This is a genomic window from Streptomyces sp. NPDC098781 (assembly GCF_044759995.1).
Classification (GTDB): Bacteria; Actinomycetota; Actinomycetes; order Streptomycetales; family Streptomycetaceae; genus Streptomyces.
Window position 1 is genome coordinate 47,258 of sequence record NZ_JBIWAK010000010.1, and the last position, 15,396, is coordinate 62,653.

Genomic DNA, 15,396 nt, shown 5'->3' on the forward strand with positions numbered 1-15,396 from the left:
GCCCCCGGCCAGTTGTCTGTTCGTCGTCACTTCCCCTGAAGCGTGTGCTCCAGGGCGTCCGCGTAGAGGCGAGCTCCCGCGGGCTTCGGGTGGAACGACTGCATGGAAGGCACCGGACTCTCGTTGTCCGCCTGCTCCCGCCCGGTCTCCACGATGCCGTGGATGCCCTCGGGACTACCGCAGATGGCCTTGCCGTCGAACTCGTCCCGCGGATCGGAGAAGGCCGCCCATGATCCGGCGTCCTCGGTGGCCCCCTTCATCTCGGTCGCGAGGTTGTCGGCGAGAGTGCGGACCCAGGTGTTCTCGACGTCCTCGTAAGCACCGGGGAGACAGCTGTGGTCCTTCTCCACCAAGCGCGGGTAGCCCATGAGGACGACCTTCGCCTGGGGTGCCTTGGCATGGATGGCGTTGAGGGTCTTCACGATCTGCGGCCGGACCCCGTCGTGCAGCCACTTCGGCGCCCAGTCCTTCAGGTCCCCCGTCTTACCGCTCGTCTTGTCGCCGGTAGCGGGATCGATGTTGTCCAGCTCGGCGTACGGGCACGTGGTCAGAGCCGGAATCGGGATGTCGATGCACTTCGTCATGATGTCGGAGAAGCGGGCGTCGTTGCCCCCGATGGACAGCGTCACCAGGGTGGTGTTGTCGTCCAGGTAGCCCGACTGGATCTGGGGTACCTCGTTGGAGTCCTGCGATTTGTTCAGGATGTTGTAGGTGCGGGCACCGGAGCAGGCCACGAAGTGGTAGTCCATGTTCGGATCAAGGCTGTCGGCCATGGATCCGATCGACTTGCCGGCGCCGGGCAGGGTCGCTTGCCGGGACCAAGCCAGCTTGGAACGGTGGCACTTGTTGGTCTGGCTGCTGTTGAGCTTGTCGTAGTGGTCCGTCTCCGGGTACAGGTTGGCGCCGCCGGGCGCGGTGGCTCCTTCGCCCGACGCGTACGAGTCACCCATGGCCACGACGAAGTTGGCCGGCTTGGCCGCAAGGGGCTGGAAGGCGACGGAGCCCCAGGCGATGTCCTCGTCGGCCGTTCCGTCCGCCGTGTTGTTCGACAGCTCGACCCGAGGGGTACCGGTGAAGCGGAACACCCCCAGGCTGACCCAGCCGCCCGCACGCTGCTGCACGACCCGCTTGGCGCTCTTGCTGTCCGAGCCGTGCACCACATAGGCGGCCTGCCGGGTGTGGGCGCCGGTGTCGGGCAGGTGCACCAGCACTCGTGCCCAGCCCAGTTGACGCCCGAGCGTCCACTGGCCCTTCATCGTCATCCGGTTGCCCTCGCCGCCGAGGTTGTCCTCGTTACGGGTGTGGGAGTACCAGAAGTGACCGCCGTGGCCGCCTCCGATCGAATACAGATCGGCCTTCGCCTCGTAATGCTTGTCCCAGTCGGGATGGAAGGTGAACTGGAACGTGCCCGCCGACGACGCCTTCCCGCAGCTCGACCAGGTCTCGGTTCCGTTGGGAATGGAGGTGACGACCTCGGCGCCCTTCGGCGCGGTGTCGCACACGGGCTCGCCGCGCTTGAGCCGGTAGCCGCGTCCGGGCTCGGCCCTCAGGGTCTGGTACTTGATGTTCTCGTGCCCGCACGTCTGGTCACAGGCCTGCTTCCATGTCGCGTTCTCCTGGTTCCACCAGAATTGGCGGTAGCAGGCCTCGTCCGGGCAGTCGACCGGGTTGGCCGGGTTGCAGTTGTTCTTCTGGTTGCAGAAGGTGTCCAGCGGCGGGCTGACGCTGGACCGGTTGACGACGCTCGTCCACCAGGCGGGTTGGAAGCCCGCCGAGGAGAACCCGTCCTCGCCCGGCCAGTCCTGGCGGCCGTCGGTGGAGTAGGAGAAGCCGGTGTCGATGGACCACGCCGCCCAGCCCATCACCTTCTCCTCGTAGGGCCAGTCCTGCGGGTGCGCCGCGTCACGGATGTTGTCCTTGTCGAGGCTGACATCCATGAACGGGTGGTCCCAGGCACCCTTCTTGTACATGGGGTTCGCGGGGTTGTTGTACCAGCCCAGGCCCCACTTGCCGCCGTTCTGCCCGGCGGCCGACTTGGTGTTGAACCCGAGGTTGTAGTTCCAGGCTGCGGTGAACCAGTTCTCCACGCGGGACGGGTCGTCGTTGTTGACCGTGACCTTCTGCCCGTCGGTGTGCACCTCGTTCCACTTGTCGGCGAGGATCTTCATGGAGGCCGCGATGTTGGCTGCGTAGTCGATCGCGATGATCTTCTGGAGCTTCGGGTCGAGGCTGGTCTCGTTGTCCTTCTCATGCCCCTTCAGTCGCATGCCGTCGGTGACCTGTCCGACGCCGTAACCGCAGTCGGACTTCTCCCAGTTGATGCGCCAGTAGCCGAGGAGGGTGTCGTTCACCTTGTGGCCGTAGTAGCCGTCCACGGCGGCCAGCGGGTTGCCCATCTGGCCGGGAATCGCGCCGGATTCGGCCTGCCACAGGTTGGATTCCTGCGCCAGGATGCCGAGCAGGACGTTGGCGGGGATCCGGCCGCCTCCCTTCAGCTTCGGGAGGGGGAAGAGCCCCTGTGGGTCGATCGAGCCGAGCCCCGCCTGGCTGCGGTAGCCGCCCTGGCGGATCCAATTGGAGCGCAGCTCGCCGCGTACGGCCATGTCCACCGCCCACTCGACCTGGTTCGGCGTCGGTTGCAGCGCCTGAGCACTCATGTCGTTGCGGGAGATGGAACACCAGCGGTCGGTGTCGCGGGGATCATGAGAGTCGGGCGCGTCCGCCGTGCGGACCCGTGCGCGTGGCTTCGTCTCGCCGGTCAGAGCGGGGGACAGAGCATGGCCGGAGCTCAGCTGTGCCGAACCGAGGCTCTGCTCGACCTCCTTGCCCGTCGTCGTGGCGGTCGACTTGACGGTGATGGTGGAGTCGTCGTCCGCAGTACCAGGGGCCGTCCCGGAGCGGGAACGCGCGCCCGCCTGCGGCTCGTCGGCCTTGTCGAAGCCCTTTCCGGCGCCCTTGATGCGGGTCAGTCCGGCGCGGACGCCGGGGGTGAGGACCGGGTCGACGGCGAGACGGCCGTGAGAGGAGACGTCGGTGTCGGCCGGCGCGTCGATCTGGGTGACGCCGCTCCCCCGCACCTTCACGTTCTTCGGCCGGCCGGTGAGGAAGACGCGGCCCTGCGCGCCGGACTCGAGAGCGAGTTCGCCGAGGGGTCCGGTGGCAACGGTGCTCGGCTTGCCCTGGCCGTCGTACACCTTCGCCTGCGCCGTCTTCGTGCCCTTGCGGTCCATGAAGCCGATTCGGCCGTCCGCCGTGGGGCGGATGTCGAAGGGGATGCTGTCGCCCTCGGCGAGTCGGCGGATCTTCCCCTTGCCGCCGATGTGGACGAGCTCGCTGCCGAGACCGGCGACTACGCCGTCCTTCACCGGGGCCGCCGACGAGACCTGCCCACGCAGCTCACCTGTGATCGCGACCGTCCGGCCGTCCGTGTCCACCGTGATCACCCGCGTCTTCACCTGCGCCATGTCGTTCATGTCGCGGTACTGGGTGAAGGCGGCCGTGTGCGTGGTGGTGTTACAGGTCGGGTCGAAGTAGGCGAGCGTGGCGGTGAACGGCAACTTCGTCACCTCGCCGGTCCTGGTGTTCACGATCGCCGTGAACGCCCCACCCTGCATCAGGTCGGGCTTGTTCGTGAAGGTGCGTGGTGCGTACACGGCGGCGACATGGGAGTCGTCCATGACGCATTGATTGCCGATCCATGAGTCGGCGGGCATCCCTGGCTCCGCCAGAGTCGCGGCGGTCTTCCACTCGTACGCCTTGTCGCTGTCGGCGACGAGGATCCTGAACCCGTCGCTGTCGGCCGCGCCGGTCACAGCGCGGTCCTTCGACGTGTTCCATCCCTTGCCCAGCTCCTTGCCGGGATCCTCCACCGCGGCGGGAAGGTCCGACGGCGACGGCTTGCCGCGGCCGGGATCGGGCTGCGGCGCGGCGGCGGCCGGAACAGTCTGGAGGAGTCCTCCCGTCAATGCTGCGCACACTGCTATGGCAGCCAGAGACGGGCATGTTCGTTTGCTCTGTCTCACAACAGAGGTTCCCCGTTTTCTATTTGGCACATCCGCCCCATCCATCACAACGAAGGACGACGGGATGGATGCGAAGGTGGTCGTACACGGGGAACCGCGACCAGCCGTGGCCCCCCGCTGGTCGCAAGGGAACTTACCAGTAACTTAAGTCGCATTGCACACAGGTAAGTTGCAGGCTGCACACACGATCTGCGCACCGGGAGCGTGGCCGCGGCGAGGACGCCGGCTACAGCAGAGAGCGAAATCCTTGTTGCCACCCGACTCTCACCTGTGGCTAAGGTGGTTGCCGCGTGCCGACGGGGCTTGACCCGCTTCGTCGCGACGAGGCCTGACCCGCTTCGTCGCCGTGCACACCAGTCAACAGGCGACCGGGGGAACTGTGTCGCCACGGGGGAGATACGTCGTCATGAAGCGATGCCGTCTATGCGTGCCCACGTACCTGCGCGGTCTTAGCTCTGTCACACGCCATGCCCGGCCGGCCAAGGCGGCGGGCAAGATCTGATCCCGGGGCCGCTGCCCCGCCTACCGCGAGTTCGGCGGAGACCCCGACGTTTGCGGGCTCAAGCATGCAAAGAACCGCGACGGCGTGCTCGGGCTGACGCTGTGGACCAACAGACAGTCAGGCTACGGGGCCGGCTTCGACGACTTGTTCAAAACATTGACGTCCTTCCTCACCAGTCAGGGCGTCAGCCTCGCTCGGGGCTACGTGCTGAACGTGTACGGCCCCGACGGGACCGGATCGCACCACTACGACACCACCACGGAGACACTCTCTTGATACGCAGACCCCTGGCCTCCGCCCTCATAGCCACAGCCACCGCGGGAACCATCCTGCTGGGCACGAACGCGCAGGCACTCGCGGGGGAACCCACCGCGGAGCCATCGGCCACCACCACCCAGGAACCAACCGCGGACCCGACAGCCGACCCGGTCAACCCGGTGATCGCCGACTACGACGGGAAGGAAATCAACCTCGCCGAGTCCTGGGAAGGCGCCAACATCTGCACCGAACTTCCCAGCGGAGAAGTCCACTGCTACGACACGAACGAGGAATCCCTGGCAGACCCGGACCTCCCTGCTCAGGTCCGTCAGAACTCACTCGCCGCCGCCAAGTTCCGGGCTTCCGACCCACGCGACAACTGCGCCGCTGACTACTGGTGCCTGTATCAGGACGCCAATTACAAGGGCAGGCGCCTTCAGTTCTCCAGCAGCGGCAAGAAGAACCTCGGCGACTACGGATTCCGCGACAAGCTCAGCTCGGTCTACTACTGGGTCGGCCGCTGGCCACTCAACTACGGAACCGCGACGATCTGGGACTCCCGCTCCTGGCCCCTGAACGATCGGCAGCGTGATCTCATCCCCCCACACGGCTGGTCGAACTTCAAGAACATGGACTACCCCGGCGGCGGTAACTGGGACAACAAGGTGGACGTCTTCCAAGTCAAGCGGGCTTAGGAAGCCTGCTCGCAGCCCCGGACCGTTGCGGGAAGAGGAAGATCGGTCTGGCACCGCAAAGCTTCCCACCAAGGAGACAGGATGGCTCTGGTGGAAGACCCGGACATGATCCAGATCCGACGGGGCGCACGCCCAGGCGTGCTTCTCCTAGGAGCCCTGCTGTCGGCTGCCCTCGTCGCTGGATGCACGACTGGCTCGGAAGACGAGAGCACGCCTTCGAAAGCTCCCAAGCCCACCGCTTCATCTCCCAACTCGGAGGACGAGGAGCAGGCTAACGAGGAGTTGGTTGAAAGGGCCCTCAGAACGGGAGAGATGTCCGATTTGGGCGACCTGTTCGTCGAGGCTGGATTGGAGCGTGTGAGCGACGGAATCCACGCCTACTCGACTGCGGCGAACGGAAAGGCTTTCACCCTGTCCGTTGCTTGTTCGGGATCTGGGAAGGTCCGCCTCACAGTGGCTCTGAAGCGACCGCTGAAGCAGACCATGGCATGCGATGGAGTACCTGTTCATCAGCGCGTTCATAATCCCCCGGATCGCGTCAAGATAGACGTTGACGGCCTTCCCGAATCTTCTGGGATGGTGGGCTGGAGGATTGACGAACTAGCCGAATAGGCGGTTCCAGCCCGAAGATTCGTTGTGCCCCGCATCTGGTAGTTGATGTGGGGCACAATTTCGTTCGGCCACGCAACCGCCCGCCGAGAAGTTGTCGAGGGGCGCCGTCAGGCGGGGATGACGAGGGGCAGGTCGGCGGTGATGGTGGCGCCCTGCGGGGTGGTGCGGATGGTGAGGGTGCCGCCGATCTCCTCGACTCGTTCGTACATGGACCGGATGCCCACGCCGGGTGTCCACGGCTCGGTGCAGTGGCCGCTGTCGGCGACGGTCACGCGCAGGAGTGCGGGGTCCGTGAGCTCCAGGGTGAGTGCGGCGGTGGTGCCGTCGGAGTGCCGGGCGATGTTGGCCACGGCCTCCACCGCCACCCGGTACGCGGCCACCTCTACGGCCGCGGGAAGCTGCGGAAGCCGTTGCGGAGCGTCGATCGTGAAGGTCAGGGGTCGGCCGTCCGCGGCGCACAGCGGGGCGATCCGTTGGCGTACGGCGTCGACGAGGCCGAGTTCGTCGAGTGCCCGGGGCCGCAGGCCGTAGACGATCCGGCGGATCTCGGTGATCGCGTCGCCGATGTCGGCGCGCAGCCCGCGCAGCGTCTCCACGGCGCGTTCCGGGTCGGTGGCGATGAGGTTGGCGGCCGCGTCGGTGGTGTAGGCGATGCCGGTCAGGGCCGGGCCGAGCCCGTCGTGCAGATCCCGGCGCATCCGGCGGCGCTCGTCCTCCAACGCGCTCACCACCCGCCCGCGGGAGACGCGCAGTTGCTCGCTGAGCCGGGCGGCGTGCAGGGCCTGGGCGAGCGGTGCCGCCACCAGTTCGAGGACCGCCGTCGCGGCCCGGGGCAGCCGCAGGTGCCCGGGCGGAAGGCACACCACCAGGTCGCCCACGTGCTCGGCGCCTGCGCGCAGGGCGACGGGTGTGGTGTGGCCGTCGTCCATGACGCCCGCTGTGGCCACCGCGGTCCCGTCCTGGCGAAGCGCGATGCCCGGTACGCCGAGGGTGGAGCGCAGGGTGTGCAGCCACAGGGGCGGCGGGGCGCCGGCGGTGAGGTCCGTGCCGAGCCGGGTCAGCGTCTCGACCGCGTCGGCCGACCTGCCGAACAGCATCTCGTCCATGCTCGCCTCGACCCGGTGCCGTACCGGCTGGTACCCGGCGGCGATCACGGCCGCCAGCAGCGCCGGCACCCCCTTGCCGGGCCGGGATCCCACCACCATCTCCCACACCGCCGCGACCCCCTCGTAGACCGCCGCGCTCAACGCGAGCATGACGATCAGGACGGAGGTACCACGGATCACCACCCGTACGTCGGCCCGGCGCGGCGCGAACAGCGCGACAGTGACCGCGAGGGGCAGCGGCAACGACAGGGCGCTCATCGCAACGACTGTGTCCAACGGCCCCATGGGCAAGGAGTTCTCGGCGGCGAACAGCACCATGCCGCCCAGCGTCGTGGCGGCGGCGCCCAGCACCAGCCACAGCACGCGGCGCCGGTCGTCCCCGGCGGTGACCTCGAAGAGCACCCACGTGCCCGCGAGCATCACGGTCCCGGCGACGATCACCGCCGCCACCTGAGTGGCCGCCGTACCGACCACCGCCGCGGCCGCGCAGCCGGCACCGACGCCGACGACGGTCACGTCCACGTACGCCGGCAGCCGGGACGGCGGCCGCTTCGGCACCACACGCAGGGCCGCCAGCGGTAGGGCCACCGTCGACGCGAGAACCGCCAGCACCACGGCCAGGGCACGGGCCCCCGCGGCGAGCGCGAGCGGCGCGGACAGCAGGGCGGCGGCGGAAGCGCAGAGGAACGGTTCCGCCGCCGAACCCGGGCGGCGGGCGGTGACCGCCCCGCAGCACAGCGCCAGGAACGTGCCGACGATCACCGCCCAGATCGCCCACTGCTCGGAGCGGGAGGGCGGGGCGAACGCGAGGGAGGCGAGGGCCTCGGTGGCGAGAAGCACGAGCAGGGCCCACGTGCGCAGGCGTCGTACCGTCACGGCGCGGCCTCCGGCGCGCCATCGCCCAAGCCGTGTTCCCGGGCCAGGATGACCGCCTCGGTCCGCCCGCTCACACCCAGCTTCAGGAAGATCGCCGACAGACGGTTCGCCACGGTCTTCTCGGCGAGCGCCAGGTCGGCCGCGACCCGGGCGTTCGTGTATCCCCGGGCCACGCGGTCGAGCACCTCCCGTTCGCGGGCGGTCAGTTCGGGGAAGGGGGCGGCCGGCGCGGCCGCCGGGGAGAGACGGCTGAGGAGGCGTGCCGCGACACCGGGTGCGATCACGTACTGCCCGGCCGCGACCGAGCGCAGGGTGGTCAGGATCTCCTCCTGCTGGGCGCCCTTGAGAAGGTAGCCGCGGGCACCGGCGCGCATCGCGGAGACCACCGTCTCGTCGTCCTCGAACATCGTGACCACGAGCACCGCCACGTCCGGCAGCAGCGCAGCCAGTCGTCGGGTCGCCTCCACGCCGTCCATCGCGGGCATTTGGATGTCCATCACGACGACGTCGGGCCGGCTCAACTGGGCCTCCCGGAGCGCCTCTTCGCCTGTCGCCGCCTCCGCCACCACCTCCACGCCGTCCAGCGAGGCCAGCAACGCGCTCAAACCGCGCCGTACGACGGGATGGTCGTCGGCGATGAGCACCCGGATCGGACCGGCGGGGGAAGTCATGTCCCGATGATGGCCGACGGGCCTCCCCGCAGGGAGAGTTCGTCCTTCCCTCCGATACGGGAATTCCTCCCGGACGGCAGGGAGGATCTGACGATGCGCGCCGAGGGCTCCGGGCGCCATGCTCGGTGCACCGGGTCGCCGCACCGGCGGCCTCAACACCCTTACGGGGGAACCGACATGAGCGCGACACAAGCGGTGGCTCCCACGCTCAGCCGCAAGAACAAGGTGGGCCTCGGGCTCGCCGCAGCACTCGGGCTGATCGACATGACCAACGCGGCCGGCATCCCGGCGTCGGACAGCGACACACCCGGACCGCCGACCGGCGTCCTCGTCGCCGACGTCGTCCTCGGACTGATCACGGTCGTCGCCGTCGTCTACACCTGGCGCACCGCCAACCGCACCGGCTCGCGCGTCGTCGCCGGATCCCGGATCCTGTCGGCGATCACCGCGCTCCCGGCGCTGTTCGTCACCGGCGTCCCGGCCTGGGTCGTGCCCGTCGTCTCGGTCCTCATCGTGGTCACCGTCGTCGTGATCGCCCTGGTCCTGTCCCGCCCGACCCCGGAATCGGCCACCACGTGACGTGAGCCGAGGGGCGCCGCCGACGCGTCCGGCACCGCGAGGGGAGTGCCGGACGCGTCCGGCCGCGGTCGGCGTACGCCGGGGCGGAAACCACCCCGAGAACCGCTCTTTCAATGCTCGAGAACCGCTCTCTCAATGAAGGAGAACCATGAATGACAAACGGGGGATCACCAGGATCGCGGTCCTGCTCACCGTCGTCCTGAGCATCGTCGTACCGACCGTCACCGGCTGCGGGATGGTCGCCAAGGTCGCCGTCAAGGCGGTCGCCCGCGGGGCCCCGGCCGCCGCGCCCTTCTTCGTGGAGGCCCTCGGAATCGCCGCCGACCACGCGATCGGCGACGGACTCGCTCTCGGCGGCGGGGTGCAGAAGGGCAACCAGCCCGGCCTCTACGGCGGGACGCGGAACGGCAAGAGCTGCGACAAGGCGAAGCTCGCCGGGTTCCTCAAGAATCCCGCCAACCGGAACAAGGCCCGGCAGTGGGCCGAGGCGCAGGGCATCGACGTCGACGAGATCGGCGGCTTCATCGAGAAACTGACGCCCGTTCTGCTGCGCAACGACACTCTGGTGAAGAACCACGACTACAAGAAGGGCAAGGCGGTCGCCTTCGACGCGCTGCTGGAGGCCGGCATCGCGGTCCTGGTCGATGTGTACGGCAAGCCCGTGGTGCAGTGCAGTTGCGGCAATCCGCTGGGGGCGTTCGAGCACGATGTCGACAAGGCCGACGTCGAGTTCAAGGGAACGAACAAGAAGTGGACGTCGTACGACCACGACAAGGTCGTCAAGGTCGAGCCCCCGGATGACGGGAACGAGGTCGAGGCGTACCGGCTGGTCGATGTCCAGGAGCCGGACAGTGGGCTGGAACGGCCGGTGGGCTCGGACGGCGGGCAGGACACCTCTCTGCCCGAGGATCCGGGCGAAGCCGGTGCCGAGGACAACGGCGAAGGCAACGACGGATACGTTGAGGTGCCCGACGTGACGCAGTCCTCCGTCGAGGAGGCTTCAAGGATCCTGGAGGATCAGGGCCTGGCCGTCGAAACGGTTCAGGAGCCCTCCGAGACGGCCGAACCCGGCACCGTCCTCGGCCAGAGCCTCGCCGCGGGCGAGGAGGTCCCGGCCTCGAGCACGGTGACGCTCATGGTGGCCACCGCTCCGGTCCCGACCGACCCGCAAGTGACCCCCACGTCCGACGAGTTCGCCACCCCCACACCGGTGGAGGTCGCCACACCAGAGGTCACGCCCTCCGCACCGGAACCCCCGCCATCGGACGGCCTGTTCGGCGGCACCTCCTGAAACACCGGCCACCGAACCGCCCCCTGCTTCTGCGTGATCGCGGAGGCAGGGGGTGGTTCTGGTCTCACGGGGATCGCGAAGCGGTGGCGCAGGTTCGGGAGGCTGGGACGAAGGGGCGAGGGGCACTTATTCTGTCGAGCCTGACCCTGCGGCGGCTCTACGCTTGCCCCATGGCCCATGGAAAGACCTCGTACGTCTGCCTGCCCTGCCGGGCCTCGTACAAGCAGCCCTATCCCGGGCACCACGACGGCGACCGGGTCTGTCCACGTTGCGCCGCACCGCTGATCCACGTCGGCTCCGCCTTCGCGCCTCCCAAGAGGCGGGACACCGCTGCCTGGCGCACCCTCTCCGTGCTGCTGCACGCCGGTGTGCGCTTTCACAAGAGCTGTTGCGGTGGCCCCGGCTACCGCCCGCGCAGCCTCCGCGAGGTGCGCGAGCGGATGGCCTACGCCCGGGCAACCGGAGAACCGTTCGCTCGGGCGTTGGTCCGCGGCAACCTGCCCTAGCGGCCCGTGAGCGGGGGCGCTCCGCCGCGAGGAGAGCCAGGCGGCGCGGCAACCACCGTCCCCCTCACCCCAACCCGAACCTCTCGGCATGCACCTGGTGTGCGGGGACCCGAAGGGCCCGCAGGCCGCCCAGTACGGCCGTCGTCATGGCCGGCGGGCCGCAGACGTACACGTCGCGGTCGGTGATGTCGGGGACCAGGTGGTGCAGGCTCTCCGGGCCGAACGGTGGGGGGCCGGCCTCGCCGGTTCTGCCGGTGAGCAGGTGGAGGCGGCCGCCCCGAAGGGCTACCAGGTGCCGCACCTCGTTCAGGAGCACGGCGTCGGCCTCGCTGCGTACCCGGTACAGCACGACGACGTCGCCGGCCGTCTGTTCCTCCAGCATGGCGCGCACCGGTGTGATGCCGACGCCGCCGGCGATCAGCAGGGCGCCGGGGCGGGTCCGGTGCAGGGAGGTGAACGCTCCGTACGGGCCCTCGACGAAGGCGCGGGAACCGACCTGGACGTTTCGCAGGCCGGCGCTGGTCGTGCCGACCGCCTTCGCGGTGAGGCGCAGTCCCCGGCCGTCGGGCGCCGCCGACAGGGAGAAGGGGTTGGCCAGCCACCAGTGGTGGTGTCCGGGGAACCGCCAGATGCAGAACTGGCCCGCCCGCGCGGGGAGTTTGTCGAGGTGCCGGCCGGTCACGTACACCGAGACCACGTTGTGCGACTCCGGCACCACGGCCGCGACGCGGAAGCGGTGGTACGCGTTGCGCCACAGCGGCGTGACGACCCGTCCGGTCAGCAGTGCGCCGAAGGCCAGCAGCCAGAGCGCCCACCAGTAGGCCTCGGCGAACGCGGACGACGTGAAGGTCGTCGTCTCCTGCAACTGGTGGACGAACGCCAACCCCAGGGCGACGTACAGGAGCAGGTGCAGGCCGTGCCACACCTCGTACCGGAGCCGTCGCCGCAGGGGGCGGGTGGAGACCACGCCGATCGCGACGATGACGGCGGCGGCCAGCATGCCCAGCAAGGAGGCCGGCACTCCGCTGAGTGCGACGAACGTCTTCGCCATGGAGGTGTCGTCGAGCGTCGCGTAGCCCAGCACCACCAGCGTCGCGTGGGTGAGGACGGTCCACAGCAGACCGAAGCCGACCCAGCGGTGCCACGCCGTGAGCCGGTCCATTCCGATACGGCGGTCCAGCCAGGGCAGCCGTGCCACCAGCAGGAGTTGGAACAGGATCAGCAGGGCCGCGTGCAGGCCGAAGAACTTGGCGACCGTGAGCACGTCGTTCTTGCCCGAGCCGGCGTCGAGGAACAACGCCTCGACTATCAGGACGTTGACGATGACGAACGTCCACATCGCCCAGCGCGCCGCGTGCAGCGGGAGCACGGTCCCTCTGCGTGCCGTGTTGCTCGTCGCCGTCATGGTTGGCCCCCTTGCCCCCCTGGCCGCCTTGGTCGCGACCGTGTGCACAAACCCCATGAAGAACGGTTAAGAACGGTTAATCCGACCTAATGCGCACCTCGGTCGGGTAAGGATACGGCCGGCGGGGCCTAGCCGTTCATGCCGCGACCATCTCAATTGCCGGCCACTTCAATGGCGATCGGCATCCATCACCGCGGATCGGCTCGCTGGAGAAGCGCTAAGGAGAAGCGCTAAGAGGAATCCTCCGTACCCGCCCGGTCCACCCCCTCCGCCGCCGCATCCGCCCTGCGCCGCGCCTCCCGGAGCCTGCGGTCGGCCGCGCGGGCGTGTTCCCGGGCTGTCTGTTCCGCTGAACGGGCCTGTTGTTGCTGCTCCTTGGCGTGCTGGAGTTCGGTGGTCAGGTCGCTGACGCGCTGTTGAGCCTCGTCCCAGTTCTTCTTGGCGGCGAAGGCCTCGCGGCTGGCGGTCGCCGCCTCCTTCTCCCGGGCCCGGAGTTCCCGTTTGGCCGCGTCGGCCTCCTTGCGGGCCTGGGTGAGCTTTCGGCGGCGTTCGGCGGCGGCGGCCTTGGTGTCGGGGCGGGCCGGGCGGGGCGAGGGGGTGGGGCGGCGTGTGGTCGTGGGGGCCGGTTCGGGTACGGCCGGGAAGCCCGCGTCGGCGGTCAGGGGCTTGACCAGCCGGCCGGTCGCCCATTCCTCGGCCGCCGCCGGATCCGCGAGGACGGCGCGCAGGGTGCCCTCGACCTCGTGGCGGGCGGCTTCCGTGATGGGCCGGCCCGCCTCTGCGGCCAGCCGGCCGGCCTGGCGGGACAGCGTGTCGATCAGGACCCGCTGCTGCCGGCTGAGCTCTCGCAGCTGGGCTCCGTCCAGGTCGCGGTGGGCCTGCCGCAGGCCCTCGCCGAGGCGGAGCAGCGGTTCGACTTCGCTTCCGCGTTCGTGCACGAGGAGGTTGCTGGCCCAGGCCGACAGGCTCGGGCGCCGCAGTCGGCCGATCCGGTCGGCCAGGGCGCGGTCGCCCGCCGTGCGGGCCGCGGCCATGCGGGCGGCGCGGGTGGCGGTGAACTCCTCCGGCCGCAGCCTGTACAGCTCGTCGGCGACCGTGTCCAGGTCCAGGTCCATCGGTGGTCCCTCTCCGCGCCGGCGCGGGGCGTGGGGCCCCGCGCCTCAGAGGTGCGTATCGATTTTCCCATCCCTGGTGCGCGGTGCGCAGGCCCTGCTACTGCTTCCAGGCGCGGTCGAGGAAGTCGGCGATCAGCGGGGCGATCTCCGGCAGATGGGTGTCGAGGGCGAAGTGGCCGGTGTCCAGGAGGTGGAGTTCGGCGTCCGGCAGGTCGCGCAGGTAGGCGCGGGCGCCGGGCTCGGTGAAGAACGGGTCGTTGCGGCCCCAGGTGATCAGGGTGGGCGGGGTGTGGCGGCGCAGCCACGCCTGCCAGTCGGCGTAGCGCTCGAAGTTGGAACGGTAGTCGAGGATCAGTGAGCGCTGGGCGTCCTTGCGGCCCGGCTGGTCCAGGAAGTGCTGGTCGAGGGTCCAGCCGTCCGGGGCGATCAGGCCGGGGTCGGCCACGCCGGTCTCGTACTGGCTGCGGGTGCCGGCGAGGGTGAGCACGCCGGCGATGGTGTCCTCGGCGCCGGGGGTCTCGGGGGTGAGGCCGATGAGGCCGAGGGCCATCTCGGAGAGGCCCTCCTCGTAGGCGTTGCCGTTCTGGACGACCAGGCCCGCGATCCACTCCGGGTGGCGCTCGGCGACGCGCAGGCCGATGGGGGCGCCGAAGTCGAAGACGTACATCACGAACCGGTCGAGACCGAGGCCCCGGACGAAGCCCTCGGTGATGTCGGCGAGCCGGTCGAACGTGTACGTGAAGCCCTCCGGGGCCTCGGTGTGGCCGAAGCCGGCGTGGTCGGGGGCGATCAGCCGGTACTGCGAGCCGAGCGCGTCGATCAGGCCGCGGAACTGGTGGGAGCCGGACGGGAAGCCGTGCAGGAGCAGCAGTACGGGGGCGTCGGCTCGGTCGGGGACGGACTCCCGGTAGAAGACGCGGACGCCGTCGACGTCGAGGTGGCGGTGGACCGTGGGGGCGGGCGGGGTGATCATGACCTACCTCTTTCTAATGCCTTTTTCGGTCAGTGATGCATTAGCTACCTGCATAACGAGGATGCTCCGGCGTGACTAACGTGTCAAGCCATGCCGGTACCATTAGCCGCATGACTGACCCCGCGCCCCTGACCGGCGAGCCCCTGGCCCTGGACCTGGTCAACACGCACCCGACCACCGGTGACCTGCTCACCACGCCGGACGGCCTGCGGGACTGGTGGGTGCTCCAGGCCGAGCGGATCCCGGAGGAGGTGCCCCGCGAGGTCATCGCCGCGGATCTGGACGCGGTGCTGGCCGTACGGGAGCACACCGCCCGTGCCCTCGCGCACGTACGCCGGGGTGAGCGGCCCCCGGCCGAGGACATCGAGGCGCTCAACGAGGCGCAGCGTGCCGCGCCCGCGATCAGCGAGCTGGGGTGGGACGGGACGGCGGTGGTCGTCGCACGGCGGCGGCCCTCGGGCTCACCCGGTCTTCGGCTCGCCGCCTGGCTCGCGGAGTCCGCCGCCGGGCTGCTGGCGGATCCGGCGGTCGAGCAGATCCGTAAGTGCGAGGCCGACGACTGCGTGATGCTCTTCGTGCCCACCAACCCGCGCCGCCGCTGGTGCTCGGCCGCCCGCTGCGGCAACCGGATGCGGGTGGCCCGGCACTACCAGCGCCGCAAGGCCGGGTAGTTCGGGAGAGACGGCCGCCGGAGACACCGTGGTGGAGGCGCCCCGTCAGGAGCGTGGGTGACCGGGCGGGACGGGTCCCATCGGCCCGCGGTTTCCGTTCGTCTAACCCCCCGG

Annotated in this window: 13 protein-coding genes; 7 read left to right on the top strand and 6 right to left on the bottom strand. The window is 69.4% G+C overall.

Annotation, left to right across the window (positions count from 1 at the left end; genetic code table 11):
• Nucleotides 1-26: 26 nt before the first annotated feature.
• Nucleotides 27-3,965, bottom strand: coding sequence for a hypothetical protein (locus ACIQWG_RS33770; RefSeq protein WP_404102601.1), 3,939 nt, complete (start codon nt 3,963-3,965; stop codon nt 27-29).
• 643 nt (nt 3,966-4,608) lie between these two features.
• On the opposite strand from ACIQWG_RS33770, the gene ACIQWG_RS33775 reads away from it, so the two are divergent.
• From ACIQWG_RS33775 to ACIQWG_RS33785, 3 genes are all read left to right on the top strand, one after another.
• Nucleotides 4,609-4,800: a hypothetical protein gene (locus ACIQWG_RS33775; RefSeq protein ID WP_404102603.1), complete on the top strand. Its 192-nt coding sequence runs from the start codon at nt 4,609-4,611 to the stop codon at nt 4,798-4,800.
• Complete coding sequence (locus ACIQWG_RS33780) at nt 4,797-5,477, top strand: peptidase inhibitor family I36 protein (protein ID WP_404102605.1); 681 nt, start codon at nt 4,797-4,799, stop codon at nt 5,475-5,477. Before ACIQWG_RS33775 ends, ACIQWG_RS33780 begins: the two co-directional genes overlap by 4 nt.
• 81 nt (nt 5,478-5,558) lie before the next feature.
• Nucleotides 5,559-6,089 carry a hypothetical protein gene (locus ACIQWG_RS33785; RefSeq protein WP_404102607.1) on the top strand — a complete coding sequence of 177 codons (531 nt, stop codon included), beginning with the start codon at nt 5,559-5,561 and terminating at the stop codon, nt 6,087-6,089.
• Between the two features lie 107 nt (nt 6,090-6,196).
• Here ACIQWG_RS33785 and ACIQWG_RS33790 read toward each other — a convergent pair whose 3' ends face one another.
• The gene (locus ACIQWG_RS33790) at nt 6,197-8,071 is read right to left on the bottom strand and encodes a sensor histidine kinase (protein ID WP_404102609.1); all 1,875 of its coding nucleotides are present in this window, start codon (nt 8,069-8,071) and stop codon (nt 6,197-6,199) included.
• Entirely contained in the window at nt 8,068-8,742 is a 675-nt protein-coding gene (locus ACIQWG_RS33795; RefSeq protein ID WP_404102611.1) for a response regulator, read from the bottom strand. The genes ACIQWG_RS33790 and ACIQWG_RS33795 overlap by 4 nt, the downstream gene beginning before the upstream one ends.
• A 177-nt stretch (nt 8,743-8,919) precedes the next feature.
• Here ACIQWG_RS33795 and ACIQWG_RS33800 point away from each other — a divergent pair, with 177 nt between their 5' ends.
• From ACIQWG_RS33800 to ACIQWG_RS33810, 3 genes are all read left to right on the top strand, one after another.
• A complete protein-coding gene (locus ACIQWG_RS33800) occupies nt 8,920-9,321 on the top strand; it encodes a hypothetical protein (RefSeq protein WP_404102613.1) in 402 nt (133 codons plus the stop codon).
• Between the two features lie 148 nt (nt 9,322-9,469).
• Nucleotides 9,470-10,612 carry a DUF6777 domain-containing protein gene (locus tag ACIQWG_RS33805; protein ID WP_404102615.1) on the top strand — a complete coding sequence of 381 codons (1,143 nt, stop codon included), beginning with the start codon at nt 9,470-9,472 and terminating at the stop codon, nt 10,610-10,612.
• 170 nt (nt 10,613-10,782) lie between these two features.
• Nucleotides 10,783-11,118: a deoxyxylulose-5-phosphate synthase gene (locus tag ACIQWG_RS33810; protein ID WP_404102616.1), complete on the top strand. Its 336-nt coding sequence runs from the start codon at nt 10,783-10,785 to the stop codon at nt 11,116-11,118.
• A gap of 64 nt (nt 11,119-11,182) precedes the next feature.
• On the opposite strand, the gene ACIQWG_RS33815 is transcribed toward ACIQWG_RS33810, so the two are convergent.
• The 3 genes from ACIQWG_RS33815 to ACIQWG_RS33825 form a co-directional block, all read right to left on the bottom strand.
• Nucleotides 11,183-12,523 carry a ferric reductase-like transmembrane domain-containing protein gene (locus ACIQWG_RS33815; protein ID WP_404102618.1) on the bottom strand — a complete coding sequence of 447 codons (1,341 nt, stop codon included), beginning with the start codon at nt 12,521-12,523 and terminating at the stop codon, nt 11,183-11,185.
• Between the two features lie 230 nt (nt 12,524-12,753).
• On the bottom strand, nt 12,754-13,638 hold the full coding sequence (locus ACIQWG_RS33820) for a hypothetical protein (RefSeq protein ID WP_404102620.1): 885 nt from the start codon (nt 13,636-13,638) through the stop codon (nt 12,754-12,756).
• Between the two features lie 97 nt (nt 13,639-13,735).
• Nucleotides 13,736-14,611 (bottom strand): alpha/beta fold hydrolase, encoded by an 876-nt coding sequence (locus ACIQWG_RS33825; RefSeq protein WP_404102622.1) that lies wholly within the window; start codon nt 14,609-14,611, stop codon nt 13,736-13,738.
• A gap of 110 nt (nt 14,612-14,721) precedes the next feature.
• Between ACIQWG_RS33825 and ACIQWG_RS33830 the strand changes: the two genes are divergently transcribed.
• Complete coding sequence (locus ACIQWG_RS33830) at nt 14,722-15,282, top strand: CGNR zinc finger domain-containing protein (RefSeq protein ID WP_404102623.1); 561 nt, start codon at nt 14,722-14,724, stop codon at nt 15,280-15,282.
• The last annotated feature ends 114 nt before the right edge of the window (nt 15,283-15,396 follow it).

What these genes read in the sequence shown, in the direction of transcription:
- ACIQWG_RS33830 (WP_404102623.1), top strand. Translation starts at nt 14,722, where the DNA reads ATGACTGACCCCGCGCCCCTGACCGGCGAGCCCCTGGCCCTGGACCTG.
- ACIQWG_RS33795 (WP_404102611.1), bottom strand. Translation starts at nt 8,742, where the DNA reads ATGACTTCCCCCGCCGGTCCGATCCGGGTGCTCATCGCCGACGACCAT.
- ACIQWG_RS33810 (WP_404102616.1), top strand. Translation starts at nt 10,783, where the DNA reads ATGGCCCATGGAAAGACCTCGTACGTCTGCCTGCCCTGCCGGGCCTCG.
- ACIQWG_RS33785 (WP_404102607.1), top strand. Translation starts at nt 5,559, where the DNA reads ATGGCTCTGGTGGAAGACCCGGACATGATCCAGATCCGACGGGGCGCA.
- ACIQWG_RS33815 (WP_404102618.1), bottom strand. Translation starts at nt 12,523, where the DNA reads ATGACGGCGACGAGCAACACGGCACGCAGAGGGACCGTGCTCCCGCTG.
- ACIQWG_RS33825 (WP_404102622.1), bottom strand. Translation starts at nt 14,611, where the DNA reads ATGATCACCCCGCCCGCCCCCACGGTCCACCGCCACCTCGACGTCGAC.
- ACIQWG_RS33820 (WP_404102620.1), bottom strand. Translation starts at nt 13,638, where the DNA reads ATGGACCTGGACCTGGACACGGTCGCCGACGAGCTGTACAGGCTGCGG.
- ACIQWG_RS33805 (WP_404102615.1), top strand. Translation starts at nt 9,470, where the DNA reads ATGAATGACAAACGGGGGATCACCAGGATCGCGGTCCTGCTCACCGTC.
- ACIQWG_RS33800 (WP_404102613.1), top strand. Translation starts at nt 8,920, where the DNA reads ATGAGCGCGACACAAGCGGTGGCTCCCACGCTCAGCCGCAAGAACAAG.